Source organism: Kitasatospora sp. NPDC098663, from assembly GCF_044760075.1.
Taxonomy (GTDB): domain Bacteria; phylum Actinomycetota; class Actinomycetes; order Streptomycetales; family Streptomycetaceae; genus Kitasatospora.
On the sequence record NZ_JBIWAP010000028.1, the window covers coordinates 25,683 to 51,611 of the forward strand.

A 25,929-nucleotide genomic window follows, 5' to 3' on the forward strand; every position below is an offset into this window, starting at 1 on the left:
CGCGCGCACGGAGGGCGGAGGGGCTGGATCCGGCCAGTGGGGAAGGCGGGAGAACGGCGCGCCCGCCGCTGTCGTGGCCGCCGGCGGGCGCGCTGCCAGGCCCTCGGAGCCGCGGACGTCACCAGAGGACCGGCATGCTCCGCAGGCCGAAGACGATGTCGTTGTGCTTGAACGCGGACTGCGCCAACGGCTCGGCCAGCCGTAGCCCCGGCACGCGGCGCAGCAGGGTGGTCAGCGCGACCTGCAGCTCGATCCGGGCCAGCTGCTGGCCGATGCACTGGTGCGGACCGAACCCGAACGCCAGGTGCGCGCGGGGCGGTCGGCGCAGGTCGACGGTGTCCGGGGCCGGGAACACCTCCTCGTCCCGGTTGCCGGACGGAATCGCGGCGACCAGCCAGCTCCCCGCCTCCACCTCGACACCGCCGACGGTGACGTCCTCGGTGGCGTACCGCAGCAGCCCGAACTGGATCACGGACAGGTAGCGCAGCAGTTCCTCCACGGCGGTGCCGATGGTGTCCGGGGCGGCCCGTAGCGCGGCCGCCAGCTCCCCGTCCGCCATCAGCACCAGGGCGCTGAGCGCGATCATGTTGGCGGTCGACTCGTGCCCGGCGACCAGCAGCAGTACCCCGAGCGTGGCCAACTCCGTTGCGGTCGGCGGTCGTTCGGTCGCCTCGCCGCGGATGATCAGCCTGCTCAGCAGGTCGTCCTGCGGCTCGGCCCGGCGCCGAACGATCAGCTCGCCCAGGTAGTCCACCAGTCGTCGGGTGGCCGCGTCGCGGGTGTCCGCGTCGGCCTCGAAGCCGATCAGCACCTCGCTGTCGCGCTGGAAGGACTCGTGGTCGCCGTAGGGCACGCCGAGCAGCTCGCAGATCACCAGCGACGGGATCGGCAGCGCGAAGTCCCGTACCAGGTCGGCGCTCGACCCGGCGAGCATCGCATCGACGTGCCGGTCGGTGATCCGCTGGACGGACGGACGCAGCGCCTCCATCCGCCGCATGGTGAACTCGCCGATCAGCAGCCGTCGCAGCCGTGCGTGCTCTTCGCCGTCCAGCTGGATCATCGAGCCAGGGGTCGGGTCGCTCCGGTCGTAGGAGGGCAGCATGTGCATCGATCCCGCGCCGCGGGAGCTCAGCCGGGGATCCGTGAGCACGCTCCGGATGTCCTCGTGGCGGCTGACCAGCCATGCGTCCATCCCGGCCGGGCAGCGCACCGGTGACACGGGCGCGTGGGCGCGCAGCCGGGCGTAGATCTCGTCGGGGTCGAAGGGGCGGGAATCCGGCCGGGTGACCGGGAATTCAGGGGCTTCGGGCGGTTCGGGGGCTTCGGGGAATTCGGGGGCTTCGGGCGGTTCGGAGGCCGGGTCAGGGCCGGGTTTCGTCATGGGTGACGGCTCCAGGATGACGGAGGGCGCGCGCATCGCGCCGACGCGTACGGGGCCAGCCCGTAGGGGGCAGGCCGTCCTCGCGGACCGGGGTGGGTCCGGCACGGCGGCCGCGCGGCCGGCTGAAGCGTCGGACCGCCGGGCGTTCGACCAGCGTGTAGAGGGCCGCTGCCAGGGCGAGGCTGATCGCGACGGTGAGCAGGATGTGCACCAGCCTCGTCGACGGGGTGGCGGTCGCCGCTTCGCCCGTGGCGTGCACGCCGTCGATCGGGCCGTACTGGATGACGAGGTAGTGCACGAGGTAGAGGGCGAACGAGATCTCGCCGAGCCACACCATGGTCCTGCCGCTGAAGGGCGTGCGTGCGGTGCGCACGTCGGCGGCGGCACCCGCCGCGATCAGCAGGGCGAGTGCGGACGCGGTCGGTCCGGCGCAGAGCCGGAACACGCCGGGCAGGTTGGACTGGAGCACCACGCAGGCGGTCGTCAGGAGGAACGCCGGCGTCATGCCCAGGCGGATCCACCTCCCCGAGATCACGATGCGCGCCATCAGGATGCCGAGGACGAATTCGAGCATCCTGGTGAAGGGCAGGCTGTAGGCGAACCAGGACTGCAACTCGGCGATCGCAGGGTCCCATGAGGTGGCCGGCCGCGCCGGCAGCACCTGGGCGGCGAACGGGACGGCGATGATCGCGATGGCGACGCCCGCCGCCCACGGCCACAGCCGCGCCGGCCGGATGCGCCCGATGAGGCGGATGAGCCAGGGGAACGCGAGATAGAAGACCAACTCGCAGCCGAGGGTCCAACTCGGCACGTTGATCCCGGTCAGCCCGCCGAGGGCGTCGAAGTCGGGAATCCAGGGCTCGATCAACAGCAGCGGCGGAATCGTGTTGATCAGCATGATCGGCACGCCCGCGGCGGCCATCAGCGCCACGGTGGCCGTGAAGGTCGTCAGGTGATTCGGAAGGATCTTCACCAGGCGTCGGCGCCAGAACAGTAGGGCGGTGTCGTTCGGGTCGGCGACCCAGGTGAGGATGAAGCCGCTGAGCACGAAGAAGAACGCCACCCCGACCGGTCCGAGGGTCGTGATCAGGTACGGCAGCCCGGGGTGTATCGATCCGACGATCTGACCGGCCAGGTGGGATACCAGCACGGCGAACGCCGCGATGAAGCGCATACCGGTCAGCGACGGCAGGCGACTCGGACGAGCGGACGGTTCCGGCGACTGCATCACCGCTTCCCTGTCGATGACGACATCCACGCCACCAAGGCTTCCCGTGAGGAATCCGAGCACGTGCGCAGACTGTTCAAGCCACTATCGAATGGACCCGTCGGGACGGTCAAGCGGATTTTCTCGATGCACTACATCGCACCGTGCGGTCCCGTCAGGTCGGAATGCAGGGACGGGACTTCACCCACGTCAGGCCCCGTACCGGTCGGCGAGTGCGCGGGCGGTCGCGGCCAGCCGGGCACGCAGCTCCGGTGGTTCGAGGACCTCCACGTCGGTGCCCAGTCCCAGGAACCCGTCGTGGGCGTGGCCGAGGGACTCGATGGGCACGGACGCCCTGGTCCAGCCGTCCGCCTCGGCCACCCCCGAATCCGCGACCGCGCGGTCGAACGCGCGGCCGAACTGCTCTCGGCCCCGGGCGACACCGCGCGACGACAGTCGCACCGTCGCCTCCGCGGTGTGCAGTCGGGCATGGAAGTCGGCGAGCCCGTCCCGCCAGTGTGCGACCAGGTCGAAGCCCGCGGGCATCTCGAACTCCTCTCCCAGCTCCCGCAGTTCGAGGATCTGGTCGACCCGGTACGTACGCGGGGTGGCACCGTCCGCGGCGGCGACCAGATACCAGCGGCCGGCCTTGAGGACCAGTCCGTACGGCTCCAGTCGCCGTTCCACCTCGGTGGGCGCCTTCCACCGCCGGTAGCGGACCCACACCCTGCGCCGGTCCCAGAGCGCGGCCGCGACGGCCGCCAGGTGCGGCGTCTCGTCCACGTCCCCGTACCAGCCGGGCGCATCGAGGTGGAAGCGCTCCTGGATCCGCCCGGCCCGCTCGCGGAGCTCCGCCGGCAGGGCGGCCCGCAGCTTGAGCTGGGCGGCCGCCAGTACCTCGCCCAGGCCCAACTCGGCCGCCTGGCCGGGCAGCCCGGCCAGGAACAGGGTCTGCGACTCGTCGGCGGTCAGGCCCGTCAGCCGGGTGCGGTACCCGTCGAGCAACTGGTAGCCGCCGCCGTGACCGGCCTCGCCGAACAGCGGGATCCCGGCGGCGCCGAGCGCTTCGAGGTCCCGGTAGACCGTGCGGACCGACACCTCCAGCTCGTCGGCGAGCTGCCGGGCCGTCATCCTTCCCCGGTTCTGGAGGAGCAGGAGCAGTGAGATCAGTCGGCTGGCGCGCACGGCTGCCAGTATCCACTGACAGGAGGTGTCAGTGGACCGGTTCTAGCCTGCGGCCATGATCGATTCCGACTTCCTCCACCGTTCCCGGGGCATGGCCGTCCGCAGACTCACCGGGGTTCCGGCCGACGGTGACGGCCGGGGGCAGGAGTTCCCCGTGAACGGCGGACGCAGCCGGGCGCTCGACCGGGTCGCGGAGCTCAGCCGTGTCCAGTCGCAGGGCGCCTCGTGAACATCGTCGAACTGCGCCAGTACACCCTGCACCCGGGCACCCGCGACACACTGATCGCCCTCTTCGAGCGGGAGTTCGTGACCGGACAGCAGGCGGTGGGCATCACCGTCGGCGGCCGGTTCCGGGACCTGGACGACCCGGACCGCTTCGTCTGGCTGCGCAGCTTCCCTGACATGGCGTCGCGGGCACGAGCACTGCACGCCTTCTACTACGGGCCGGTCTGGCAGGAGCACCGGGACGCCGCCAACGCGACGATGGTGGACTCGGACGACGTCCTGCTGCTGCGCGGCCCGGGCTTCACCGCCCCGGCCGACGCCGGGCGGGTCGTCGCGACCATCTGCCACCCCCTGGACCCCGCCGCCTTCAGCGACCACTTCGAGCGGCATCTGCGCCCGGAACTGGCCGCCCGGACCCCGCCGTTGGCGGTTCACCGCACCGAACACGCGGAGAACGACTTCCCCGCCCTGCCCGTACGGGTCGGCGAGGACGTCCTGGTGTGGTTCACCACCGGCGACACCGCCCCCCTACCGGACCTCTCGACACACCTGCACTCCGCCCCGCAGCAACTGCACCTCTCGCCCGTGCCGCAACACTCCCGCTGAAGCCTGTCGCAGCGGGCCGTGGGTGAGCAGGCCGACGTCCGGCCCGACCTGCTGCTCCCACCCGCCGGGGACGGGTTCGTGCGAGGTGGCGACGGCCTGCACCACGCTGGTGCGGGCCGTCGCTCCCCGTTTTCGGGTCTTTCGGGCCTTTCGGGCTTTTCAGATCTTTCGGGCCCTTCGGTGCGGTGGCCGGCGGGAATGGAGCAGTCCGGCCGGAGCACTACGAAGCGGCCGGTGGTTCCACCCGGGCGTGTGTCTCCGGCGGCACCGGGAAGCGCCTCAACAACTCCTCCATCCAGGCGGCCGGATGGGTGGCCGTGGCCGCGCCACCGGGGAGGGCACGCGCTTTGCGGATGCCCTCGATCAGCGCCTCGACGGCGGCCTCCGCGGTATACCGGTCGGCGACCCACTGACGGCCCGCCCGCCGCACCTCATCCTGGCCGGGCAGGTCGAGCAGCTCAAGGGCCTTGTCCGCCAACCGATCCGTTTCGAGCTCCGGGATCCGCCACGCGGACGGCGAGTCGAACAGCTCCGCTCCGCCGCCGGCGGCGTAACCCGTCACCAGACAGCCGCTGGCCATCGCCTCGGCCGGCGGCAATCCGAAGCCCTCGCCCTCGGGCGCTCCCAACGCGATGAACACCGACGTGTCGGACAGGACGCGAGCGACCTCCTCGTGGGGGACCGCGTGGATGTCGTACAGGTCCACACCCTCGGACCGCGGGTCGGCGTGCAGCAGACGGCGGAGCAGCGTGGTCTCGATCGGGCGCTTGCGGGACATCCACGCGATGCGCCGAACCCGCCCGGTCGACGCCGGTCGGAACACTTCGGTGTCGATGACGTTCGGCACCAGGTGCGGTTCGAACTCGGGCAGGGCGCGGCGGAACATGTCGACGCCCGCCTTCGAGATCGTCCACAGAGCCGGCCGGTCCGACCAGCCCGGATACGGGCCGGGGTCGGGGCAGGTCAGGAAGTTGACGTAGTGCCCCTGCGAGTAGATCACCTTGTGGCCGCCGGGCGCCGGGTCACGGCCCGGGACGACGCTGACCTCGTGCAGCACGAGCACGTCCTCGGGCCCGAGGTCCAAGGTCATGCCGGACAGCGTCGGCACGTCGTCGTCGAACCACGTGTAACGGAATCCCGGCGTGGGCGTCCAGCGGAACGCCTCGACGCCGACGGCCCGCAGCAGCGCGACCTGCTGGTTCAGCACCCGAATGCCGCCCAGCGGGAACTGGAACTCGAACGACGCGTAGATCACCCGGCCGGTCACCGCACCTCCCGGAGAAACAACGATCGGCGGGACCGGACCACGGAGGTTACGGGCGTGGGCAGTTGGGCCAGGGAGGCGGCGTCGCCCTCCCGGGGCCGTGGAGCAACGTCCGTGCACAGCGGCCGGGTCTGGCCCGTACTCATACGCCCAGGGTGGCACCAATGCCCTTGGATGTCACCGGCCCGAAGCGGTCGACGGCCGCCACTCCCGCCTGATCAACCCGAACACCCACGAGTCGGACACCTCGCCGTTCACGACGCAGTCTTCCCGCAACGTCCCTTCACGCACGAATCCGACCTTCTCCAGGACCCGGGCCGATGCCACGTTGCGCGTATCGGTCTCGGCCTGAACCCGATTCAGGTCCAGTGCGTCGAATGCCCACCGCAGCACGGCGGTTGCTGTCTCCGAGGAGTTTGTGGGCCTGGACGCCGCCGGGGGTGGCTGAGCGGCACGTAGGTCATCCCGTCCCGGACCACCCGGGCGCAGGTGAATGCGCGGGTCCCCGGTGCGGGGCGCGCCCACGAGGTCGCCGAGGGGCCTAGCGTGGATCTCGGCGAGGGGCCGCAGCGGTTCCGGGATGGACTTGCGGGTGCCGCCCTCCAGGCGGGAGAGGGTGCACCATGACGCAACCGCGGATAATGGCCGTGGCCGCAGGCCGGCGGCGCCGGCGGCCTCGATCGATGGAGAGGCAGCGGACGGATGACCCTGAAGGAAGGCCGGCGCGTCAGGTTGGCCGAGGATCTCGGGATCGGTGAGGCGGTCGCCGGGGAGCCCGGGGCCGTCGTCGGGTTCCTCTCGCTGGGATCCGGGATGGAGGGCACCGTCGAGCGGGTGGACGGGGAACTCCCGGAGAGCCATGAGGTTCGCGAGTACCAGCGGCTCAAGGCGCTGTTCGAGGACTACGGGCACACCATGCCGGCGGCGAGCCGCGAACGCCTGGAGGCGGAGATCGCCGCGCTGGAGCCGCAGTGGACCGCGCACCGGGAACGGGGGAGCCGGGTGACGGTCCGGGTCCGGCTGGACAACGGCTTCGTCCTCGACGGGGCGGACCAGGACATCCTCACTCCACTGTGAGGGAGGACGTCTCCGAGGTCTTCGCCGGGACGGGCGGCCGCCCGGGTGCTCGTACACCACGCCAGCAGACAGACGATGGCCAGGCGTGGCGAACGGTGCGGTGAACGGCGCGGGCAGCCTCGTCCATCGTTTGTCTGTCGGTGCGGCGCATCGTTCACCACGGCGCGGGACACCGCCCGCGCCACCCACCGAAGGCACACGGAATCGAGGGAACCATGCGTACCTCCGCACGCTTCGCGGCGCTGGCAGCGGTCAGCGCCATCGGGCTCGGCACCATCGCCACCGGCACCGCCCAGGCCGCCCCGGCCACCGCCCAGGCCACCACCCAGGCCGCCCGGAGCACCACGGTCCACCTGCACAACGGGACCGGCTGCTCGCTCTACCGGACCGGCTACGCTCTGGCCCACGGCATCTGGACGCAGGGCCAGGAGCCGCCGCAGATCCTGGGGAACACCGGCGACACCACCTTCCAGTCGGAGAGCAACGGGTTCCTGACCGGCACCGAGGGCTGGGCGACGTTCAGCACGTACGGCTGCGAGGAAGGCTGGCGCAACAACAACACCGTCGCGCTGCACTGGGCCAACCCCTACACCGGTTCCAACAGCTACGACGAGAACGGCACCAGCAGCGTCTTCCGCACCACCCGTGAGAGCGGCTCCGGCGACAACGCCGACGTCTACTGGGGCGTGTGGAAGAACTGATCCCGGCCGTCGGGCACCGCCGGGGTCGGGCAAGCGCCGCCAGATAGTCAAGGATCTGTCCGGCGCCCGCCCCCCGGCGCCTGTGTCGGGTGACCCGGCGCCTGTACCGCCGCGCCGCTCGCCGCACGCCGCCGCATGACAAGCATGAAGAACATGAAAAGACGGTGCCCCACCACTGGGTGCCGAACGGCCCGGGCCGTTCGGCACCCGCCGGCCGGCACCGCCGGGAAGCGGAGGAACCCGGGAACACCTTCACCTGGAAGCGCCGGCTGAAGCGGGCCCCGGCCCGGGTGCAGTGGGATCCCGAACGCGATCTGCACCTACAGCCGCTCCCCCACCGCTCCCTCCAACTCGGCCTCGCCGGCGAGGCCGCCGAGCGCTACGCGGAGCAGTGGATCGTCTCGATCGACGACGTCACCGCACTCGCGCAGACGATCCAGGCCCAGGTGAGGGACGGGGCCCTGGAGGCCGCCCGGCAGCTCCTTCCCGCCGAGCGCCCCTATCCGGCGGGCGACGCGCTGCTGAACCACCTGCGCGGCTGAGACGGTCCCGAGCGTTCGGGGCCACGGGCTGCTCGTCCCGTCCTCGTCGCGACCGGCGCGTGCACGCCGGCGACCGTGCCCCGGAATCTGCGCGGGCGCCTCACCCGGGCGGGCTGACACGAGCCGCCGGTGGTCAGCCGTCGGCGGCGAGGCGGTTCAGCCACTCCCCCAGCAAGTGCTGCTCGGCGCTGCTGAGCTTCGTCTGTTCGGGCAGCGCGGCACGCAGGGCGCGGGCGGCGCCGGCCGGGCCCGGTTCGTTCACGGCCGGCTGATCGTTGGTGACGGCGGCGACCATGCACTCCCGGAGGGTGGTCAACAGGGCCGGGTCGCGCCGGTCCTGGGGCAGGGACAGCCAGGTGAGCACGGCGCCGCGCGCCGTGGCGTGGATGATCTGGGCCGCGAGTTCCTCGTCGACGCGGCGCAGTCCGGCCGGCTCGCGCTCCCCGCGGACGGGCCGGTCGCCTGGACCGCGCACGCCGACCTCGCGGACGCGACCGCCGCCGTCCTGGCCGACGAGGGCCGCTTCGACGGCCCCACGCCGCCGCTCACGGGCCGACAGGCGCTCACCTTCGACGACATCGCCGCCATCGCCACCGAGCTCACCGGCCGCACCGTCACCCGGGCCACCGCCCCCGACGACCGGTTCCGCACGCAGCTGACAGGCCAAGGCGTCCCCGCGGAAACCGCCGACCAACTGCTCGGCATCTTCGCCGCCAGCCGCGCCGGCGAGTTCGCCACCACCGACCCCACCCTGGCCGACCTGCTCGGCCGCGAACCCGTCACCCTGCGCACGGTGCTGCGCGAGCACCTGTCCGAAAGCTGATCCACCAACGGCGCCGACCTGAAGGCCCCCCGGGCAGGACGGCGCCCGGGTGCCGGAACGTCGGCGCCGCAAGGGTCCGGGCGCTTCGGGCGTCGGGATTTCTCCTGCGGTATGCGAACTTATGCGGTCGTATCCGAACTTGATGCGATTTCCAGCCCTTCACCTGTCACACACACCGGTGAATGCGTCCCGAAACCAGGACGTGGACGACCGGTTGTCGCTCTCCTGAGGTCCTGCCCGGATCGGGCAGATGTCCGCCGACCATGAGAGTGGGGATCAGGTGGGGACGAGAAGGAGAAGGAAGGGCGTCGCGCGGGCCGCGGTGCTCGCCGCCGCGTTGTGCGGCGGCGGGGCGCTGACGGCACCGACGGCGTTCTCGCAGACGGAGGACGGGACGGTGACGGTCCGGGTGATCCGGGCCGTGGACTCCTCCGGGATGTGGACGCCCGCGCTGGAGCCGGGGCTGGCGGGCGTGAAGGTGACGCTCACCGGTGACGCGCGGGCCTACGTCGAGGGCACCACCGGGGCCGACGGGACGGTGACGCTGGCGCCGCCGCGGAGCCGGGAGCACGGCGGCGGCGGCGCGTACCGGGTACAGGTGGTGAATCCGAAGCCGGGCGTGCTGTTCCCGGCGTTCGCCTCGCGGCAGGGGCTGGACGGCGCGCCGAACCAGCTCAGCTCCAACGAGGAGTTCGTCGACCTCTCCGGCGGCAAGAACGTCTCGTACACCACCGGGCTGTGGTACCCGGGGGACTACTGCCAGCAGAACGCGCCGCTGGTGACGACCTGCCAGAACACCACCTGGGGAGGCGGCGCGCAGCGCACGCTGGTGTCGTTCCCGTACCGCGCGCGCGGCCAGGACGGCGTGGACGTCAACGTCACGAACCTCGCCACCGACGCGCAGACGGGCACGCTCTACGGCATCGCGTGGAACAAGGCCGACCGGCGGATCTTCTCCTCGGCGTCGGCCAAGCGCACCACGGACTACGGCCCCGGCGGCGCCGGCGGCATCTACGTGACGGACCCGGCGCAGGGGCGGACCACGCTGTTCACCACCGTCCCGGACGCCGGCAGCACGGCGCACGGACCGGGGACGGACGACGCGTTCCTCGTCGCGCCGGGCAAGGAGAGCCTCGGCGGGCTCAAGGTGACGAACGACGGCCGGGACCTGTTCGTCGTCAACCTCAACACCCGCACGCTGTACCGCTACGACGCGACCGCGCCGACGGCCGCGCAGCCGAAGGGCGTCTACCCGATCCCGGACCCGGGCTGCGCCTCGGCCGGGGACTGGCGGCCGTTCGGCCTGGGCCTCCAGGACGGCGTCGGCTACCTCGGCGGAGTCTGCTCGGGCGAGTCGACGGGCAAGGCCTCGGACCTGCGGGCGGTCGTGCTGCCCTTCGACCTGGCCACCGGCCGGTTCCGCGCGGCCGTGCTGGACCAGCCGCTGGACTACCCGCGCCAGTCGACCGTCGGCTCGGGCCCGTGCGACGGCGCGGGCTGGTTCCCGTGGACGAACACCTACCCGACCACGCAGAACGGCCAGACCTGCGCCGGTTACCGCGCCCAGCCGGAGCCGGAGCTGGGCGAGGTCGGCTTCGAGACGGACGGCTCGATGCTGCTGGCCTTCCGCGACCGCATGGCCGACCGGGCGACGGGCCAGTCGGCGTCGGGCGCAGCGGTGGGCGAGGTGCTGTCCGGCGGTGACCTGAACAAGGCCTGCCTGAGCGGCGGCACCTACGTGCTGGACGCCAACACCGGCTGCGGGCTCTCGCCCCGGGGCACCCGCTTCTTCGACACCAGCCGGATGGGCGTCCACCACAACGCGGCCTACGCCGGGATGGCGCTGTCCAAGGTCGAGAACACCATCGGGACCTCCGGGTTCGACCCCAACAGCACGGCCTTCGGCTACGGCACGTCGTTCGTCCAGCGCGACGGCAGGCAGGACCCGGCGTTCGGCCTGCGGCTCAACCCGGCGAACGTGCCCGCGCCGTTCGGCAAGGGCGCCTCGATGGGCGACCTGGAGGTGCTCTGCGACCAGGCGCCGCTGCAGATCGGCAACCGGGTCTGGTACGACGCCGAGCACAAGGGCATCCAGAAGCCGGGCCAGCGCCCGGTGGAGGGCGCCACCGTCCACCTGTACGACGGGCCGGGGAAGCTCGTCGGCACGGCGCGGACGACGGCGCGCGGCGAGTACTACTTCGACGACTCGAACGTGGACGGCGGGCTCAAGCCGCACACCAAGTACACGATCCGGCTGGACAACCCCGCCGACTTCGCCCAGGGCGGCCCGCTGTACCAGTGGGTGCCCACCCGGCACGACGTCGGCGACAACCCGTTCATCAACTCCAAGGGCGTCGTCCCGCCGGGCGCAACGTACGCCGAGCGGGAACTGACCACCGGCGGGCCGGGCCAGGACGACCACACCTTCGACTTCGGCTTCCGGCCGCAGGACGGCACGCTGACCCTGGTCAAGCACGACCAGGACGGCAGACCGCTGGCCGGGGCGACGTTCCAGCTGTGGCGCTGGAACGGCGGGCCCAGCTGGCCGCAGACCACCGGCGGGCACAAGGACTCGCCGGTCGGTGATCCCTGCGTCACCGGGGCGGACGGGATCTGCCGGATCGTCGTCGGGCCGGGCACGTACTACTGGGTGGAGGTGAGCCCGCCCGACGGCTACGCGGCGCCGGCCATCGCGGTCTTCGGGCCGCTGGTGCTCACCTGCGAGACCCTGGACGACGGGATCACGGTGACGGTCGTCAACCGGCTGCTCCCGTCGGTCGGTTCGGGCGCGGGCCCGTCGTCGCCGGATGCGGTCTCGACCCCGACTCCGACCCCGGCACCGTCGCCGAGCCCGTCGTCGTCCTCGGCGGTCGCGGTGGCGGCGGTGGCATCCCCGCCGCCGCCGGGCGCGAGGCCGTCCCGGCCCGATGAGCGGCCCGGCGGCACGCTGCCGACCACCGGCGCGGGCAGCGTGCTGCCGCTCGGCGTGACCGGTGCGGCGGCGCTGCTGGGTGCGGGCGGCGTGCTGGTCGTGGTCGCGCGCAGGCGCGGGGCGCGGCACGCGTAGCGGAACCCGGCCGGGCCCGTGGCGAGTCCGACGGCCACGGGCCCGGCCGGGCGGCCCGTACGGCTTCACCCAGGGCAGAACGCCACTCCCTTCCCCCGGTGCCCCGGATCCCTAGGCTGGAGGGGTGAGCACTCATGCGCCGAACGAAGCCCGCGTCATCCCCCTGCGCCCGCACACCTCGTCGCCCGGTTCCGGCGGGGCGACCCGCGCCCCGCAGCGGCCGGCGGGAGCGCCACCGGCGCCCGCGCCCGCGCCCGCGCCCGCGCCGAGGGAACCCCTGTGGCGCGACCTGGTCGGCGACGCGCTGCGCCGCGAACGGCTCGCCCAGGAACGGACGTTGAAGGACGTGGCGGAGGCGGCCCGGATCTCGATCCCGTACCTGTCGGAGCTGGAGCGCGGGCGCAAGGAGGCCTCCTCCGAGGTCCTCGCGGCCGCCGCCCGGGCCCTCGGACTCGGCCTCGCCGACCTGCTCTCGCTCGCCCAGGACGAGCTGACCCGGCACACCCGGAGCCAGGTGGGCCGGGGTGGGATGGGCCGGGGTGGGGTGGGCCGGGGTGGGGTGGGCCGGGGTGGGGTGGGCCGGAGCCGCACGTCGCCCACGGCGCGGTACGACGGGCTCTGCCTCGCCGCCTGACCTGGCCCGATCGGACCTGACCTGACCCGGCCCGGCCGAAGGCCGGTACGACGGTGGTGTGCCCCGCCGTACCGGCCACGGCCGCGCGGAGTCAGCCGAACGCGAGCCGTCGGCTCAGCACCTCGTCGGCGAGCCCGTAGGCGACCGCCTCCTCGGCGGTGAACACCTTGTCCCGGTCCATGTCCGCACGCAACGTCGCCACGTCGTGCCGGGTGTGCCGGGACAGCACCTCCTCCACCTGCGAGCGGGTGCGGACCATCTCCTTCGCCGCGAGGCTGAGGTCGGACACCGTCCCCTGCCGGCCGCCGCTGGCCGGCTGGCCGAGCAGCACCCGCGCGTGCTGGAGCACGAACCGCCGCCCGGGGTCTCCGCCGGCCAGCAGCACCGCCGCCGTCGACGCCGCCTGACCGACGCAGAACGTGGAGATCGGCGCCTGCACGAACGTCATCGTGTCGTAGATCGCCATCAGCGAAGTGAACGATCCACCGGGCGAGTTGAGGTAGATCGCGATCTCGCGTTCCGGGCTCTCCGATTCCAGGTGCAGGAGCTGCGCGATGACCACGTTGGCGACCCCGTCGTCGATCTCGGTGCCGAGGAAGATGATCCGCTCGTTCAGCAGCCGGCTGAAGACGTCGTAGGAGCGCTCGCCCTGCGCGGTCCGCTCGATCACGTAGGGAACCGTGTACGACCCCATGTCACAGCCCCATCCGTCGGCGCGACGCGGCCGGGCGGATGTCGGCGACCGACTCCACCACCCGGTCCACGATCCCGTACTCCCTGGCCTGCTCGGCCGTGAACCAGCGGTCCCGGTCGCCGTCCCGCGCGATCGTCTCCTCGCTCTGGCCGGTGTGCTCGGCGGTGATCCGCTCGATGGCCTTCTTGGTGAACTGGAGGTTCTCCGCCTGGATCTCGATGTCGGCGGCGGTGCCGCCGATGCCCGCCGAGGGCTGGTGCATCATGATCCGCGCGTTCGGCAGCGCGAGCCGCTTGCCGGGCGCCCCCACGGTGACCAGGAACTGGCCCATGCTGGCGGCGAACCCCATCACCAGCGTCGAGACGTCGTTCGGGATGAGCCGCATGGTGTCGTAGATGGCGAGCCCCGCGGTGACCGACCCGCCGGGGCTGTTGACGTACAGGCTGATGTCGGTACGCGGGTCCTCCGCCGACAGCAGGAGCAGCTGCGCGCACACCCGGTTGGCCGACACGTCGTCGACCTGGGTGCCGAGGAGGACGATCCGCTGGGCGAGCAGCTGCGCCGCGAGGTGGTCGTCGAAGCGGCTGGGCGGCGTGCCGCCCTCCTCCGCGCGGGGCGCGAGGGTGGTGAGGGGATTCATCCGGTCTCCTTGTCGAGACACCGAGGTGTCGAGGTGTCGAGGTGCTGAGGTGTCGAGGTGCTGAGGCGGGCTTGCCCTCGACTCCACTCTCGACCCCGGGAGACTTCCGGATGCGTTTTCTCTGCCCGCCGCAGATTCGCCACGGGCAGAGGCGACGGCTCGGGCCCGGCTGCGGCCTGCTCGGGGCCCAGCCGGAGCCGGGCCCCGAGCAGGACGGTCAGCGCGGCAGGCCCTGCCAGCCGCCGAAGGTGGTGGGCGTCGTGCCCGTGCGGTAGTAGACGCGGGCGTCCGTACCGATCGCGAACACGTGGAGGACGCCGCCGCCGTCGACGAGCGCGGCCGGGTGGTCCAGGACGGTGCCGCCGAGGTCCTGCCAGGTGCCGTAGCCGGCGTTCGGGGCGGTCTGGGCGGTGGTGCTCACGCCGCCGCCGCGGTTGCGCTCGAACAGGACGACCCGTCCGCCGACGGTGGCCGCCGCCGGCTCGCCCACTCCCGCGTGGCCGCCGAGGTTGCCCGGGGACTGGCTCCACGGCCCGCCGGGCCGGGTCTGGTAGCTGACCAGCATCGCGCCGGTGCCGACCTCGCGGTAGGCGAGTTCGATGCGGCCGTCCTGGTCGAGCGCGGCCTTGGGCGGACTGGCCGGCTGGGCGCCCGGGATCGGGGCGGGGCCGGCGATGGCGCCGTTCGGAGCGCTCTGCCACCAGTTGACGATCCCGGTGCGGGTGCTGGCGAACACCTCGATCCTCCCGACGCCGTTGCGGATCGCGGTGACCGGGTCCTGGAGGTCGGTGCCGCCCAGATCCGTCCAGGTGCCCGTCCACACCCCGCCCGGGGTGGTCTGCCAGATGCTGCTGAGGCCGCCCCCGCCGTTCTTGACGAACAGTTGCAGCCGCCCGTCCTGGTTGCCGGCCACCACGGGCACGCCGACCTGGTCCTCGTTGCCGAGCCCGGCGTTGGGGTTGCCGTGGTCGGCCCAGCTGTTCCACCACCAGCCGTTGGGCGCGCCCTGGGGCAGGGAGATGATATGGTGATCGGTCAGGCGGCGGGCGAAGACCTCCAGCCGGCCGTCGGCGTTGGTCCCGACCGCGATGCCCGGCGCCAGTCGCCCGCCCGGGTCCGCCATCCGCACCGGACCGCCCCAACTGCCGTCCCCCTGACGCCAGTACGTGTAGAGGGCGCCGGCTCGGACGACGAAGACCTGCGGCCGGCCGTCCTGGTTCAGCCCGGCCCAGGAGGTGCCCCGCGACCAGCGGTAGTACATCCGGGAGAACCAGGCGTCGGAGTAGTTCCCCGAGTGGTCGTGGCCGGCGTACTCGGAGACGAACACGCCCTTGGCGCCGGTCGTCGCCGGGTCGAGGTTCACCGGGGAGTCGCTGATGTTGTAGTCCCGGTAGTTCACCTGGATCAGCGGGCCGCCGTAGAGCAGGGCCGCCTGGCCGGCGAACTTCGCGGCGCAGACGTGGTCCGAGTGGTCGCCCGAGTAGCGGCTGTCCGGGAGTTCGTCCTGGGCCCGGAGCACGGTCGGCTGGTACGTCACCATGAGTTGCCGCAGCACCTCGACGACGTCCGCCGCCGTGTAGGTCGACGGCCCGGACAGCGGGCTGCCGACCGGGACGACCGTGGTGTCGGTGCCGCCGGCCAGGACGCCGCCGAGCCCGGCGTCGTGCAGGTTGAGGAAGATCAGGTGCACCGGGCGGCCCTTGAGGACGTACCGTTCGACCTGCTTGCCCCCGACCGTCCACGCCTCGGCCGTCCAGTGCCCGACCTCGTCGGTCGCCGGATCGGTGTCGCCGACCCCGGTCATCCGGGAATAGGCGTTGATGGCGCCCATCTGGCGGTTCCAGGTACGCAGCGGCTCGCCGGCGGTGTCCCAACAGACCGTGGCGCACGGATCGCCGGTCGCGTTGCCCGCGGTGACGAACACCGTGACGGACGGGGTGCCGTTGGCGAGCGCGTTGGACAGGTCCGGGTTCATGAACAGGATGTCGTCGTCCTCGTGCGCGACGACCTGCATGAACAGCGGCCCGGAGTCGGCGGCCGGGGCCGCCCCCACGGCCGCGGCCGCGCGGATCGCGGTCCCCTTGGCCAGGACGGGCGCGGCGAGGGCGGTGAGCGCGACGGAGGTGAGGAGTTGCCGTCGTCCGATTGCCATGTGATTCCCCCAATTCGGGATCGGCATGTGAGCACGCCAGGAGGAGGTTAGCGCATGGCCGGGCAGGAAATGCCCTGGGCTGCATCGCGTAAATTGCCAGTGGGGAAAGATAATTGACGCATGATCAAGCCACTTCGTCCACTTCCCGCTCATCGGGCCCGTTTCCGGACGAGCCCGTTCCTTTCCGAGGTGGAATCGACCCGGCAGGCGATAGGACGACAAGCCGGAGATCAAGGAAATCGGCTTCGCGCTCGCCGTGGCCGTCGCATCCGCTGAGCCCCGCAGCCCGCGGCGGTCAGCCGAGCGAGTCCACCAGTTCGGCGATCGCCGTCAGCGGCCGGTGGGCCGCGAGTTCGGCGGCCAGGTCGGCGGCGTTGGCGCGGTAGGCCGGGTCGGCCAGGACGCGGTCGACGGCCTCGCGCAGCTCCGGCTCGCCCGGGCGGCCGGTGCGCAGGTCGATGCCGACACCGCGCCAGGCCACCCGGGCGGCCACCTCGGGCTTGTCCTCGCTGCCGCCCGCGACCACCAGCGGCACCCCGAAGGCCAGCGCGGTGTGGACACCTCCGTAGCCGCCGTTGCTGATCAGCACGTCGGCGTGCGGCAGGAGCCGGTCGAACGGCAGGTAACCGGCGGCCCGCACGTTGTCCGGCAGGCCGCCGAGCGCCCGCGCCAGCAGCTCGGGCCCGTCCGGGCGGACCGTGGCCGCGACCACCAGCAGGTCGGGGCGGTCGGCCAGCGCCCGCACCGCGGGGACCAGCAGCTCGGTCAGGTCGTCATTGGCCAGGGTGCCCTGGGTGACCACCACGACCGGGCGGCTGGACTCCAACTCCGGCCACCACTGGGGCAGTTCCGACTCGCCATGGTTCTGCGGCGCCAGCGCGCCGATGTAGCGCAGCGAGGCCGGCGCGTCGCTGCGCGGGTACTCGAACCCCGGGACGGTCAGCTGCAGGTAGTGGTCGGGCCCGGTGACGGCGGCGTTCGCCCGCGGCCCCGGCGGCAGTTCGGCCCCGACCCCGGCGAAGACCTCGGCCGCGTACCGCCGCAGCGGCTCGCCGCGCAGCGCCGCCTCGGCATTCAACTCCCGGTTGCGGGCCAGCCCTTCCGGTCCCGCCTGGGGCGCCAGCGCGAGACCGAAGGGCGCGGTGTCGACACTCTGCAGCATCGGCGGGGACACCCCGATGCCCACCACGGCCGGCCGCTCGCCGCGCGGATGGGCCAGCGCCAGAGCCACCGCGCCGTGGAAGAAGCAGTCACCGAGCACCACCGTGGCGGGGAACTCCGCCAGCAACGCGCGCAGCGCCCGGTACTGCGCGGGCACCGGATCGATGAAGATGTTCCGGGCGTCGAAGGCCAACCGCTGTGGCCCGGGCGGCAGTTCGGCCCGCCCCGGGAAGGAGTCGTTGATCCGGCGGTCGTCGAAATCCGCCTCCGGCGGCAGGGCGACGAAACGTGCCCCGGTCTCCTCGGCGGCCCCGGCGAACCTCGCCCCGCCGAGGAAGACCACCTCGTGCCCGCGCGCCACCAGGTCGGCGGTGATCGCCAGCATCGGCGCGGTGTGCCCGTGCGCGGGCATGGCGGCAGTGATGATCCTGGACATGTGAAACCCCCCGTAGTCGTTCGTCGGCCGGTCCGTGCACACCCCGTGGTCGTCCCCCGTGCACCCGGCCCACCGCGCAGGCTAACCCACCACGCCGCGTCCGCCCGACACCGGCGGCGAGGCGGCGCGGCGGGGCCAGGCGGGACGGGCGGGCCGGCGGGCCGGACGGGCCGGATCGCCCCGCCCGCACCGGCCCGTCAGCCCGTCAGCTCGTCAGCCGCGGTCGTCAGGAGACCACGTCAGCCGGGCAGAGCCGCTGGGTGCCCGGGCGTCCGCGCACGGTGGCGTCCACACAGCCGCCCGGCAGGCCGTCGTGGACGGTGGTGCCGAAGTTGGCGGTGACGGTCAGCGTGCCGTCGCCGAAGACGGTCCGCTGCACCAGGTGGTCGCCGGTCAGCCAGCGGAAGGAGGTCAGCTGCCGGGTGCCGGCCGCCTGGTGCAGCGGCGCGAAGTACTGCTGCAGCGCGGCCAGTTCGCGCATGTTCTGCCCGTCGTGCGGGTCCTTGTCGCTGAGCACGAAGTTGAGCGGGGTGTTGTCGAGCATCGCCAGCAGCGCACGCGTGGTCTTCTGCTCCGGCAGCTTGCCGAAGGGCAGTTCCCAGCGTTCGACGTTGACCAGCGAACCGTGCAGCGCCGTCTCGTACAGCGGCACCCGGTACCGCGGGTCGTACATCGCCTTCAGGGCGGCGGCCACCCGGGCCTGGTGCTCGGGCTTGAAGTCCGTGGTGCGCACCGGCTTGAAGAAGGTGGCGGCGGCCTGTTCCGGGGCGTAGCCGCCCCAGGCGCCGTCGTCCTTGGGGTCCTGCGGCCCGTTGTCGAAGTGCCCGGACTCCATCGCCCACAGCCGCCCGTCCACCGGGGTGCCCGAGCCGTGGTCGAAGGCCAGCACCTGGTTGGCCCAGGCGCCAGCGGACTCCGAGCCCAGGACCAGCGGGGCGGGCCGGCCCGTGGAGGCGTCGTACGAGCCGTCCGTCAGGCGCCGCATCCGGGCGAGCCGGTTGGCGCGGTCCTCGTCCATGGTCATCGCGTGGCCGGGGTCGTAGTCCCGGAAGAGCTCGCCCGCCGCGTCCACGTCCAGGAAGTAGCTGTCGGCCCCGTTGGCGACCAGCGAGCGGGTGCGGTCGGCGAGGTAGTGCTGCTGCGGCTCGGCCTGCTCGAACGCCTGCGAGCTGAGGTAGCAGCCCTTCTTGTGGAAGCCGGGTTGCGGCGTCCCGTCGGCCCTGAGGACGCAGAACCGGGGGTAGACGTCGTCCGGCCAGACGGAGTTGGGGGACGAGTCGTCCGTCTTCTGCTGGCCGTTGGCGAAGGAGTCGTACGGCCCGACCAGGTAGCCGGCGGCCTCGGCGGCCTTGACATCCTGGCCCGTCATCGGGGAGTCGTCGGAGTCGTAGCCGAGCCAGAGCCGGGAGACGCCCAGTTCCTTGAGACGGTCGAGGTAGGCGGGCCGGCGGGCGCCGCCCCAGGCGTAGGCGTGGAAGGCGCCGAGCAGCTTCGCGGTCTGCGGGTTCTGCTTGATCTTCTCGCTCAGGCTGCCCAACTGCCCGTGCTCCGAGAGCCAGTTGCGGTAGTCCACGGCCGGGGCCACCGGGGAGCCGTCGGTCAGGGAGAAGGCCACGGTGTACGCGCCGGTGCCGTTCCCGGCGGCGAATCCGTGCTCGGCCGTGGCCCGCAGCCGGCCGTCCTGGGAGGCGAACGTCAGCGACGTGCCGATGTCGGTGGGGACGATGTAGCTGACGCCTGTCCGGCCGGAGCGGAGCGTGTAGCCCCACATCGGCATGGACAGCTGCGAGCCGAGCTCCTGTTCCTCGCCGACCAGCGCCCCGTCGGAGGAGTTCCAGAACGGGTCGTCGACGGGAAGGGACAGCCCCTCGCCGCGCGGGAGCTGGACCTCGGCGGCGGCCGGATCGGTGGCGGTCACCGGCCACCGCACCGAGGTGTCGCCGCTCCCGGCGGGGGCGGTCCCGGTGGGGGCGGTCCCGGTGGGGGCGGTCCCGGTGAGGGTGACCAGCAACCGGCCGTGGTCGGCGCGGACTTCGGCCCGCAGGCCCTTCTCCGGATACGACCAGGCGGCGCCGCTCGCCGTCCTGACCGGGGCGCTCGCCCTGCCCAGCGCCTGGTCGGCCGGAGCGGACAGCAGGACCACCCGCCCGTCCTCGGTCCGGGCCTCGGCCCGCAGCGTGGCCGCGTCGACGGTGGCGGTGCCGCCGCGTACCGGCACGTCGACGCGCCCGTCGTGGACCCGCACCTTCATCGGCATCGGCATCGGCATCGGCGAGGCGGAGCTGCCGGTGGCGCTCGCCACGGTTGCGGACACCAGCGCGGTGGCCACGGCGAGGACGAGAACGGCGCGCGGAGCGTACCGGCGGGCGGGGCCCGCAAGGGAAGACGTATGAGTACCGGTGTGCATGACACAGTGATACGGAGGACTCCTAAGAAGTCCTTAAGAACCGGCCATTGACCACCGGTCACGCCGACGGCACCCGGGCCTGGACGTGCCGGTCCGGCGGTCCGGCGGAGCGCTCGGCGGGGCGAGGGACGCCGTCAACGCCTCCGCAGACCGAGCGAGACGACGGTCAGCCGGCGCAGCTCCTCCGGCGCGTCCGGGTGCCTCCCGTCGGTGATCTCCGAAAGGGTGCCGAACGAACCGGGGTAGACCATGACAGAAAGGCCTTGCTGGACAAGACACGCGAATATCGCGGACTCCTCCAGAAAGTACTGTGCGGACATTTCGACCCGCCTCTCCAGGTCGACCTCGGCGCGCCGACCGGAATGCCTGGCGTGAAAGCGCCGCCCGAACGCATCGACGGACTCCCGGAAGTTCCGGTCGGCCCGGTGGTAGTCGGTGAGGCTTCGATGGTGCTTTGCGTAGGAATCCCATCGCTGCACTTCGGAGCAGCGCAGGAACGTGAATTCGGCCTGCTCGCGTTCGGCCGCGAACAGGGCCCGGGTGTCGGCGATGAAACGGTCACCCAGGGCCAACGCCCGGGAGCGCGCCTCGTCCTCCGACAGGCCCCGGGTGGACGCCAGGGTGATCCGGTGGATGCTGTCCCCGACCAGCACCGTGCAGCGGGGGAACCGACCGGCTATCCAGCGGAGCATCGCGGCGAGTTTGCCCGGAGCGAAGTTGCCGTTCTCCAGGCTGATGCCGAGGAAGCACTGCCCCTGATCCGCCAGTCCGGCCCGCCGGTCCGGAGGGGAGACCGAGTCGACACCCGCCTTGTAGGAGGTTTTCGGCTGATTCTCGGAAATTCCCGATATACCGGCAAAAGTCTGCTCATAAGGAGGCATGCGAAAACCCCTCCGGGCCATCGAACGAGTGAGCGATGATCGGTGCGAGATCGAAGTTAGATCTCGTCTGACCAACCGTCAAACCGCGTCAACTCGCCGATGGCACAGAGGTGGTGGGGCGTGCGCGGCAGAGGGTGCGGGCGGCGCGCGGCGAGGGCGCGCAGGACGTGCGTCGCCGGTCGGCCCGTCAGCGTGCTGCTTGCCCAAGGCCGTCGAGAATGAGGTCCAGTCCGAAGGTGAACTCGTCGCCGTAGGAGTATCCGGGGCGCATGACGTGGGCGGTCGCGATCTCGGCCAGGTACGGGTATTCGCCGGCGCCGAAGCCGCTCACGATGGACTCCGCCAGTTCGGCGGTCTCCTCCGGGGAGTCGAAGGGCAGGGTCTTCTCCTGCAAGGCGAACCCGTAGATGTAGCTGTCGAGCACCGAGACGGCGTGGGCGGTCAGAGCGAGGGAGAACCCGCCGTGACGCAGGCAGCCGAGGACGGCGTCGTGGTGGCGCAGGGTGGCCGGGCCCGGAGTGGAGCGTGACTCCATCAGCCCGATGGCCCAGCGGTGGCGGGACAGCGCGAGGCGCAGCGAGATCGCCCGCTGCCGCATCGCCTGTCGCCAGTCGTCGCCGGGCGCGGGCGGTTCGACCTCGCCGAAGACCAGGTCGACCATGCCGTCGAGCAGGTCCTCCTTGTTGGCCACGTGGTTGTAGAGGGACATCGCCTCGACTCCGACGGCCTCGCCGAGCTTGCGCATGCTGAGCGTCTCCAGGCCGCCGGCGTCGGCCAGTTCGATGGCGGCCCGGAGCACCCGCTGGCGGGTGAGGGTCGGGCGGATCGGCGGCGGAGTCGACGGCGGAGTCGGGGTCGGAGTCGGGGTCGGCTTCGGGTCGGTACGTCGGGGCACGGTGGACGGTCGCTTCCTCTGGTGGCCTGCCATCGTTGCGAGCTTACGCCGTAAGTGCTGTACTTACAGCGTAAGTGGGTGCCAGCGGAGACCAGGAGCAGCGACGATGCGGGACATGGGTGAGCCGGCCGCGACCACCACCAGCGGCGGCGGCAGCGGGGCCGGGACGATGGCGGCCGTCGTCCAGGAGCGCTACGGCGCCCAGCCGGAAGCCGTGCTGCGCGCGGCTCGCCTCCCCCGGCCCGGCCCCGGCCCCGGCGAGGTACTGGTCCGGGTGCGCGCCTCCAGCATCGACCGGGGCACCTGGCACCTGATGGCCGGACTGCCGTACGCGGTCCGGCCCGTCAGCGGGCTGCGCAGGCCGAAGCTCCCCAATCCCGGCCGCAATCTCGCCGGTGTCGTCGAGGCGGTCGGCCACGGCGTGACCGGGTTCGCCCCCGGCGACGAGGTGTACGGGACGGCGGCCGCCGCGTTCGCCGAATACGCCGTCGCCCGCCCCGACCGGATCGCCCCCAAGCCGGCCGCGCTCACCTTCGAGCAAGCGGCGACGGTGCCCGTCAGCGCGCTCACCGCACTCCAGGCGGTACGCGACAAGGGCGAGATCCAGCCGGGCCGGCAGGTCCTGATCACGGGAGCCGCCGGCGGCGTGGGCACCTTCGCCGTCCAACTCGCCCACGCCCTCGGCGCCCTGGTCACGGCCGTCGCGAGCACCCCCAAGCTCGACGCCGTACGAGCCCTGGGCGCCGACCACGTGATCGACTACACCCGCGAGGACTTCCTCGCCGGCCCGCGACGCTACGACACCATCATCGACATCGCGGGCAACCGCAGCCTGCGCGACCTGCGCCGCGCCCTCACCCCCCGGGGAAGGCTGGTCATCACCGGCGGCGAGACGAACGGCCGCTGGCTCGGCGGCACCGACCGGCAGCTCCGCGCGCAGATCCTCTCCCCGTTCACCGGCCAGCGCCTGGGCACCTTCATCGCCTCCGAACACGCCGACGGCCTCCGCGACCTGACCGCACTCATCGACGCGGGCACCCTCAGCCCCGTCGTGGCCCGCGTCTACCCCCTCACCGAGACCGCCACAGCCGTCCGCCACCTCCTCGACGCCCGCACCACCGGCAAACTGGCACTCACCCTCCCCGACGACTGACACCCCCGACCGCCGCCCCCGACGCACCACCCACCGGCCGAGCCGACGCTTGCCGGCCAGGTGTCGCAGTCCCGACCGCAGGCGGTCCCGGAGCCGGACATTCGCCCACCTACGGCGCAGAGCCGCACCGAGTCGGCATCGTGCCAGGTGACAGGCCCTCGATATTCACCTGACCGCCAAGACCTCGGAAAGCTGCTGTTCGAGGTGTGACGGCACTTGAGGGAACAGAACTCGGGGCGGAGGCCGCGCATCTGCTCGCCACCGCTGACTGTTGCGAGGTTGAGCCCGGCATGAGCGACGCCGAGTCTCGGCGCATCGAAAAAGAATACGGATTCGAGTTCGCTGACGACCACCGCGCCTTCCTCGCAGCCGGGCTGCCTACGCACGGGCCATCTGAGGAAGGTGAGCCGGCCCGGGTGAAGGAAGGCCGCAAGCCCGAGCCGACCTGGTCTACGGCGCCCGGTTCCTCCCCGACGCCGCGCACGCCTGGGCCGAGGTTCCGGGAGGAGCAGCGGGCCGGGACACCGGGGACGCGGGCGACCGGCCGTGGACACCCGTCGCGCGATTCCCCGATCGAGTGAATCCCATATAGCAGAGCTGACGCGGGTGTGCGCTGAACTCGCTTGTTTCCCTAGCCTCTTGGGGAATTCAGTTGCCCGCTTGCCTGGTTCCGGGCCCTGATGGGCGGGTGACCGCTCCCGCTCTCCCGCTGGCCCCGACCGGCCAGGTCCCGCACATGGCGCTGGAGGCCGACTGCCACGACGCCGTCGCGCGCACCGTCAGCACCGGCTCCATCGTCCGCCGCCTGCCGGCCGCCCTGCGCCAGGCCCTGGTCCTGGGCTGGCGCACCGACCGCCCCGCCGTTCTGCTGCTGCTCACCGCACAGGCGGTGACGGCCGCCCTGACCGTCACCGCCCTCGGCGCCACCACCCGCCTCCTGTCCGCCCTGTTCGCCGTCGGCGGCCTCGGCGCCGCGCTGGCCGCGAACGTCTGGCCGCTGGCCTTGCTCGGCACGGCCACTGGCGGGCGCTACCTCGCGGACGCCGCCGCCCAAGGCGCCGCCGCCCGCCTTGCCCCGAAGGTCGTCCGCGAAGCCGACCTCCAGGTGATCGCCGCCGCCACCCGCGCGGAGCTGATCGCCTACGAGGACCCGGCGTTCTCGAACGCGTACGAGGCCGCCGCCGACAGCACCGACCGCGCCCGCGACCTGATCATCGACGCCCAGCGTCTCACTGCGGCCGCCGCCCGTCTGGCCGCCGGCGCCGCGTTCATCGCCTACCTGCACGCCGCGCTGCTGCCGCTGCTGCTCGTATCCTCTCTGCCCGCGGCGTGGGGCGCAGTGCGGGCCGCCCGGGTCGAACACGCCGCGCACCACCGCACCCTCGCCGATGCGCGGCTGCGCGGCGTCTTCCGCGGCTACACCACCGACCGGAACACCGCCGACGAGGTCCGGGCCAACGGAATGGGCCCCTACCTCACCGAGCAGTACCGCACCGTCTCCGCACGGCTGGAGGCCGAACAGCTCGCCGGAGCCCGCCGGGCCCTGCTGGCCAGGGGAGCTGGTGACACACTCACTGCGGCGGCCACTCTCGCGACCTGGGTCGTGCTGCTGTGGCTGGCCACCACCGGTCGCACCGGCCCGGCCGCCGTCGGCGCCGCCGCGCTCGCCCTGCGCACCGCCTCGGCGGCCTCCGCCGGTCTGCTCGCCGCCGGGGCCGGGCTGTTCCGCACCTGCCTGGCCTTGGACGACTGGGTCACCTTCCTGCGGATCGCCGCTGCCTGGGCGAACCGGCGCGGCGCCGCCCGGATCACCGCAGCCCCGGCGGCCATCACCGCCACCAACGTCCAGTTCACCTACCCCGGCACAGGTCGCCCCGCCCTCGACGGCATCGACCTCACCGTCCACCGGGGCGAGATGGTCGCCTTGATCGGCGAGAACGGTTCCGGGAAGACCACCCTCGCGAAGGTCCTCACCGGCCTGTACCTGCCGACGGCGGGCACCGTCACCTGGGACGGCCAGGACCTCGCCGGGGTCACCCCTGATACCGTGTTCGGCCAACTCGCCGTTGTCCCACAGGACTACACCCGCTGGCCGCTGGCCGCGCGGGAGAACATCACCCTCGGCCAGGCGATGTCCACCGGAGACGCCGCGGTCCTCGCCGCCGCCGAAGCCGCCGGGGCGGACGAAGTCCTCGCCCGGCTCCCCCACGGCCTGGACACCTCCCTCGCCCGCTCCTGGTGGGGCGGGCACGACCTCTCGGGCGGCCAGTGGCAGCGCCTTGCGGTCGCCCGCGCCTTCCACCGCGACGCCCCGGTACTCGTCCTGGACGAGCCGACAGCCGCCATGGACGCCAGGGCAGAGCGCAGGGTGTTCGACCGCCTCAAATCCCTCGCGGCGGGCCGGACCACCGTGTTCGTCACGCACCGGCTGTCGAACGCGCGCGCCGCGGACCTGATCGTCGTCCTCCAGGACGGTCAAGTGGTACAGGTCGGATCCTGGAACGAACTCTCCACCAACCCGGGCCTGTTTCACGACCTTCTGAAACTCCAAGAGGAGTGCTGACCCGCCGTCCCGCACCTGGCCGGCTACGGCTCTGAGCTGTCTGCAAAGCTCATAGCCGAACCCGAACCGTCTGGCAGTGCCAGTCCGTCCCGACGTTGTCAGGGCTGCTTACCGCCCGTCCCGGCATCCCCCGAGACGAACTGCCCCCAGCTTCAACCAGGTCGCTGCGACAACCCGGCGGTGATGGTCTCTCACCTCACTCGACTCCATGACGCCTCGTGGCGCACCGACCAGG

Annotated in this window: 20 protein-coding genes and 4 pseudogenes; 10 read left to right on the top strand and 14 right to left on the bottom strand. The window is 72.4% G+C overall.

Features of this window, described 5'->3' with window-relative positions; all coding sequences use genetic code 11:
* Window positions 1-118 precede the first annotated feature (118 nt).
* From ACIQVZ_RS27360 to ACIQVZ_RS27370, 3 genes are all read right to left on the bottom strand, one after another.
* Window positions 119-1,381 carry a cytochrome P450 gene (locus ACIQVZ_RS27360; RefSeq protein WP_402453418.1) on the bottom strand — a complete coding sequence of 421 codons (1,263 nt, stop codon included), beginning with the start codon at window positions 1,379-1,381 and terminating at the stop codon, window positions 119-121.
* A complete protein-coding gene (locus ACIQVZ_RS27365; protein WP_402453420.1) occupies window positions 1,362-2,609 on the bottom strand; it encodes an acyltransferase family protein in 1,248 nt (415 codons plus the stop codon). The genes ACIQVZ_RS27360 and ACIQVZ_RS27365 overlap by 20 nt, the downstream gene beginning before the upstream one ends.
* Window positions 2,610-2,798: 189 nt before the next feature.
* Window positions 2,799-3,773 (bottom strand): helix-turn-helix transcriptional regulator, encoded by a 975-nt coding sequence (locus ACIQVZ_RS27370; RefSeq protein ID WP_402453421.1) that lies wholly within the window; start codon window positions 3,771-3,773, stop codon window positions 2,799-2,801.
* Between the two features lie 55 nt (window positions 3,774-3,828).
* On the opposite strand from ACIQVZ_RS27370, the gene ACIQVZ_RS27375 reads away from it, so the two are divergent.
* Both ACIQVZ_RS27375 and ACIQVZ_RS27380 read left to right on the top strand, forming a co-directional pair.
* Window positions 3,829-4,002 (top strand): hypothetical protein, encoded by a 174-nt coding sequence (locus tag ACIQVZ_RS27375; RefSeq protein WP_402453423.1) that lies wholly within the window; start codon window positions 3,829-3,831, stop codon window positions 4,000-4,002.
* Complete coding sequence (locus ACIQVZ_RS27380) at window positions 3,999-4,604, top strand: NIPSNAP family protein (protein WP_402453424.1); 606 nt, start codon at window positions 3,999-4,001, stop codon at window positions 4,602-4,604. Before ACIQVZ_RS27375 ends, ACIQVZ_RS27380 begins: the two co-directional genes overlap by 4 nt.
* Window positions 4,605-4,824: 220 nt before the next feature.
* Here ACIQVZ_RS27380 and ACIQVZ_RS27385 read toward each other — a convergent pair whose 3' ends face one another.
* The 3 genes and pseudogenes from ACIQVZ_RS27385 to ACIQVZ_RS27395 form a co-directional block, all read right to left on the bottom strand.
* Window positions 4,825-5,871 (bottom strand): glycosyltransferase, encoded by a 1,047-nt coding sequence (locus tag ACIQVZ_RS27385; RefSeq protein WP_402453426.1) that lies wholly within the window; start codon window positions 5,869-5,871, stop codon window positions 4,825-4,827.
* Window positions 5,872-6,045: 174 nt separating this feature from the next.
* Window positions 6,046-6,282 (bottom strand): annotated as a pseudogene (locus tag ACIQVZ_RS27390) (GNAT family N-acetyltransferase); the annotation flags it as partial.
* Window positions 6,278-6,486 (bottom strand): annotated as a pseudogene (locus ACIQVZ_RS27395) (XRE family transcriptional regulator); the annotation flags it as partial. The pseudogenes ACIQVZ_RS27390 and ACIQVZ_RS27395, both read right to left, overlap by 5 nt.
* 84 nt (window positions 6,487-6,570) lie before the next feature.
* On the opposite strand from ACIQVZ_RS27395, the gene ACIQVZ_RS27400 reads away from it, so the two are divergent.
* The 3 genes and pseudogenes from ACIQVZ_RS27400 to ACIQVZ_RS27410 all read left to right on the top strand — a co-directional run.
* On the top strand, window positions 6,571-6,945 hold the full coding sequence (locus ACIQVZ_RS27400) for a hypothetical protein (protein ID WP_350878659.1): 375 nt from the start codon (window positions 6,571-6,573) through the stop codon (window positions 6,943-6,945).
* A gap of 215 nt (window positions 6,946-7,160) precedes the next feature.
* Complete coding sequence (locus tag ACIQVZ_RS27405) at window positions 7,161-7,646, top strand: hypothetical protein (protein ID WP_402453428.1); 486 nt, start codon at window positions 7,161-7,163, stop codon at window positions 7,644-7,646.
* A gap of 242 nt (window positions 7,647-7,888) precedes the next feature.
* Window positions 7,889-8,188, top strand: a pseudogene (locus ACIQVZ_RS27410) (DUF4291 family protein); the annotation flags it as partial.
* Window positions 8,189-8,321: 133 nt separating this feature from the next.
* Here the strand turns inward: ACIQVZ_RS27410 and ACIQVZ_RS27415 are convergent.
* Window positions 8,322-8,615 (bottom strand): annotated as a pseudogene (locus tag ACIQVZ_RS27415) (TetR family transcriptional regulator); the annotation flags it as partial.
* On the opposite strand from ACIQVZ_RS27415, the gene ACIQVZ_RS27420 reads away from it, so the two are divergent.
* The 3 genes from ACIQVZ_RS27420 (at window position 8,571) to ACIQVZ_RS27430 (ending at window position 12,712) form a co-directional block, all read left to right on the top strand.
* Window positions 8,571-9,011, top strand: a complete 441-nt coding sequence (locus ACIQVZ_RS27420; protein WP_402453429.1) for a hypothetical protein — start codon at window positions 8,571-8,573, stop codon at window positions 9,009-9,011. The pseudogene ACIQVZ_RS27415 and the gene ACIQVZ_RS27420 overlap by 45 nt on opposite strands.
* Before the next feature lie 250 nt (window positions 9,012-9,261).
* Complete coding sequence (locus tag ACIQVZ_RS27425) at window positions 9,262-12,078, top strand: SdrD B-like domain-containing protein (protein ID WP_402453430.1); 2,817 nt, start codon at window positions 9,262-9,264, stop codon at window positions 12,076-12,078.
* 124 nt (window positions 12,079-12,202) lie between these two features.
* Complete coding sequence (locus ACIQVZ_RS27430; protein WP_402453432.1) at window positions 12,203-12,712, top strand: helix-turn-helix domain-containing protein; 510 nt, start codon at window positions 12,203-12,205, stop codon at window positions 12,710-12,712.
* Window positions 12,713-12,803: 91 nt separating this feature from the next.
* On the opposite strand, the gene ACIQVZ_RS27435 is transcribed toward ACIQVZ_RS27430, so the two are convergent.
* From ACIQVZ_RS27435 to ACIQVZ_RS27465, 7 genes are all read right to left on the bottom strand, one after another.
* Complete coding sequence (locus tag ACIQVZ_RS27435) at window positions 12,804-13,406, bottom strand: ClpP family protease (RefSeq protein WP_402453433.1); 603 nt, start codon at window positions 13,404-13,406, stop codon at window positions 12,804-12,806.
* A gap of 1 nt (window position 13,407) precedes the next feature.
* On the bottom strand, window positions 13,408-14,046 hold the full coding sequence (locus ACIQVZ_RS27440) for an ATP-dependent Clp protease proteolytic subunit (RefSeq protein ID WP_350878667.1): 639 nt from the start codon (window positions 14,044-14,046) through the stop codon (window positions 13,408-13,410).
* A gap of 217 nt (window positions 14,047-14,263) precedes the next feature.
* Complete coding sequence (locus ACIQVZ_RS27445; RefSeq protein WP_402453435.1) at window positions 14,264-16,198, bottom strand: PIG-L family deacetylase; 1,935 nt, start codon at window positions 16,196-16,198, stop codon at window positions 14,264-14,266.
* Between the two features lie 295 nt (window positions 16,199-16,493).
* Window positions 16,494-17,795, bottom strand: coding sequence for a glycosyltransferase (locus ACIQVZ_RS27450; RefSeq protein ID WP_402453436.1), 1,302 nt, complete (start codon window positions 17,793-17,795; stop codon window positions 16,494-16,496).
* A 226-nt stretch (window positions 17,796-18,021) separates the two neighbouring features.
* A complete protein-coding gene (locus ACIQVZ_RS27455; RefSeq protein ID WP_402453438.1) occupies window positions 18,022-20,202 on the bottom strand; it encodes a glycoside hydrolase in 2,181 nt (726 codons plus the stop codon).
* Between the two features lie 134 nt (window positions 20,203-20,336).
* Entirely contained in the window at window positions 20,337-21,083 is a 747-nt protein-coding gene (locus ACIQVZ_RS27460) for a tRNA-dependent cyclodipeptide synthase (protein ID WP_402453440.1), read from the bottom strand.
* A 187-nt stretch (window positions 21,084-21,270) separates the two neighbouring features.
* On the bottom strand, window positions 21,271-21,978 hold the full coding sequence (locus ACIQVZ_RS27465) for a TetR/AcrR family transcriptional regulator (RefSeq protein ID WP_402453441.1): 708 nt from the start codon (window positions 21,976-21,978) through the stop codon (window positions 21,271-21,273).
* A gap of 115 nt (window positions 21,979-22,093) precedes the next feature.
* On the opposite strand from ACIQVZ_RS27465, the gene ACIQVZ_RS27470 reads away from it, so the two are divergent.
* Together ACIQVZ_RS27470 and ACIQVZ_RS27475 are read left to right on the top strand one after the other, a co-directional pair.
* Entirely contained in the window at window positions 22,094-23,131 is a 1,038-nt protein-coding gene (locus tag ACIQVZ_RS27470; protein WP_402453442.1) for an NAD(P)-dependent alcohol dehydrogenase, read from the top strand.
* 688 nt (window positions 23,132-23,819) lie between these two features.
* Window positions 23,820-25,694, top strand: a complete 1,875-nt coding sequence (locus ACIQVZ_RS27475) for an ATP-binding cassette domain-containing protein (RefSeq protein ID WP_402453444.1) — start codon at window positions 23,820-23,822, stop codon at window positions 25,692-25,694.
* The last annotated feature ends 235 nt before the right edge of the window (window positions 25,695-25,929 follow it).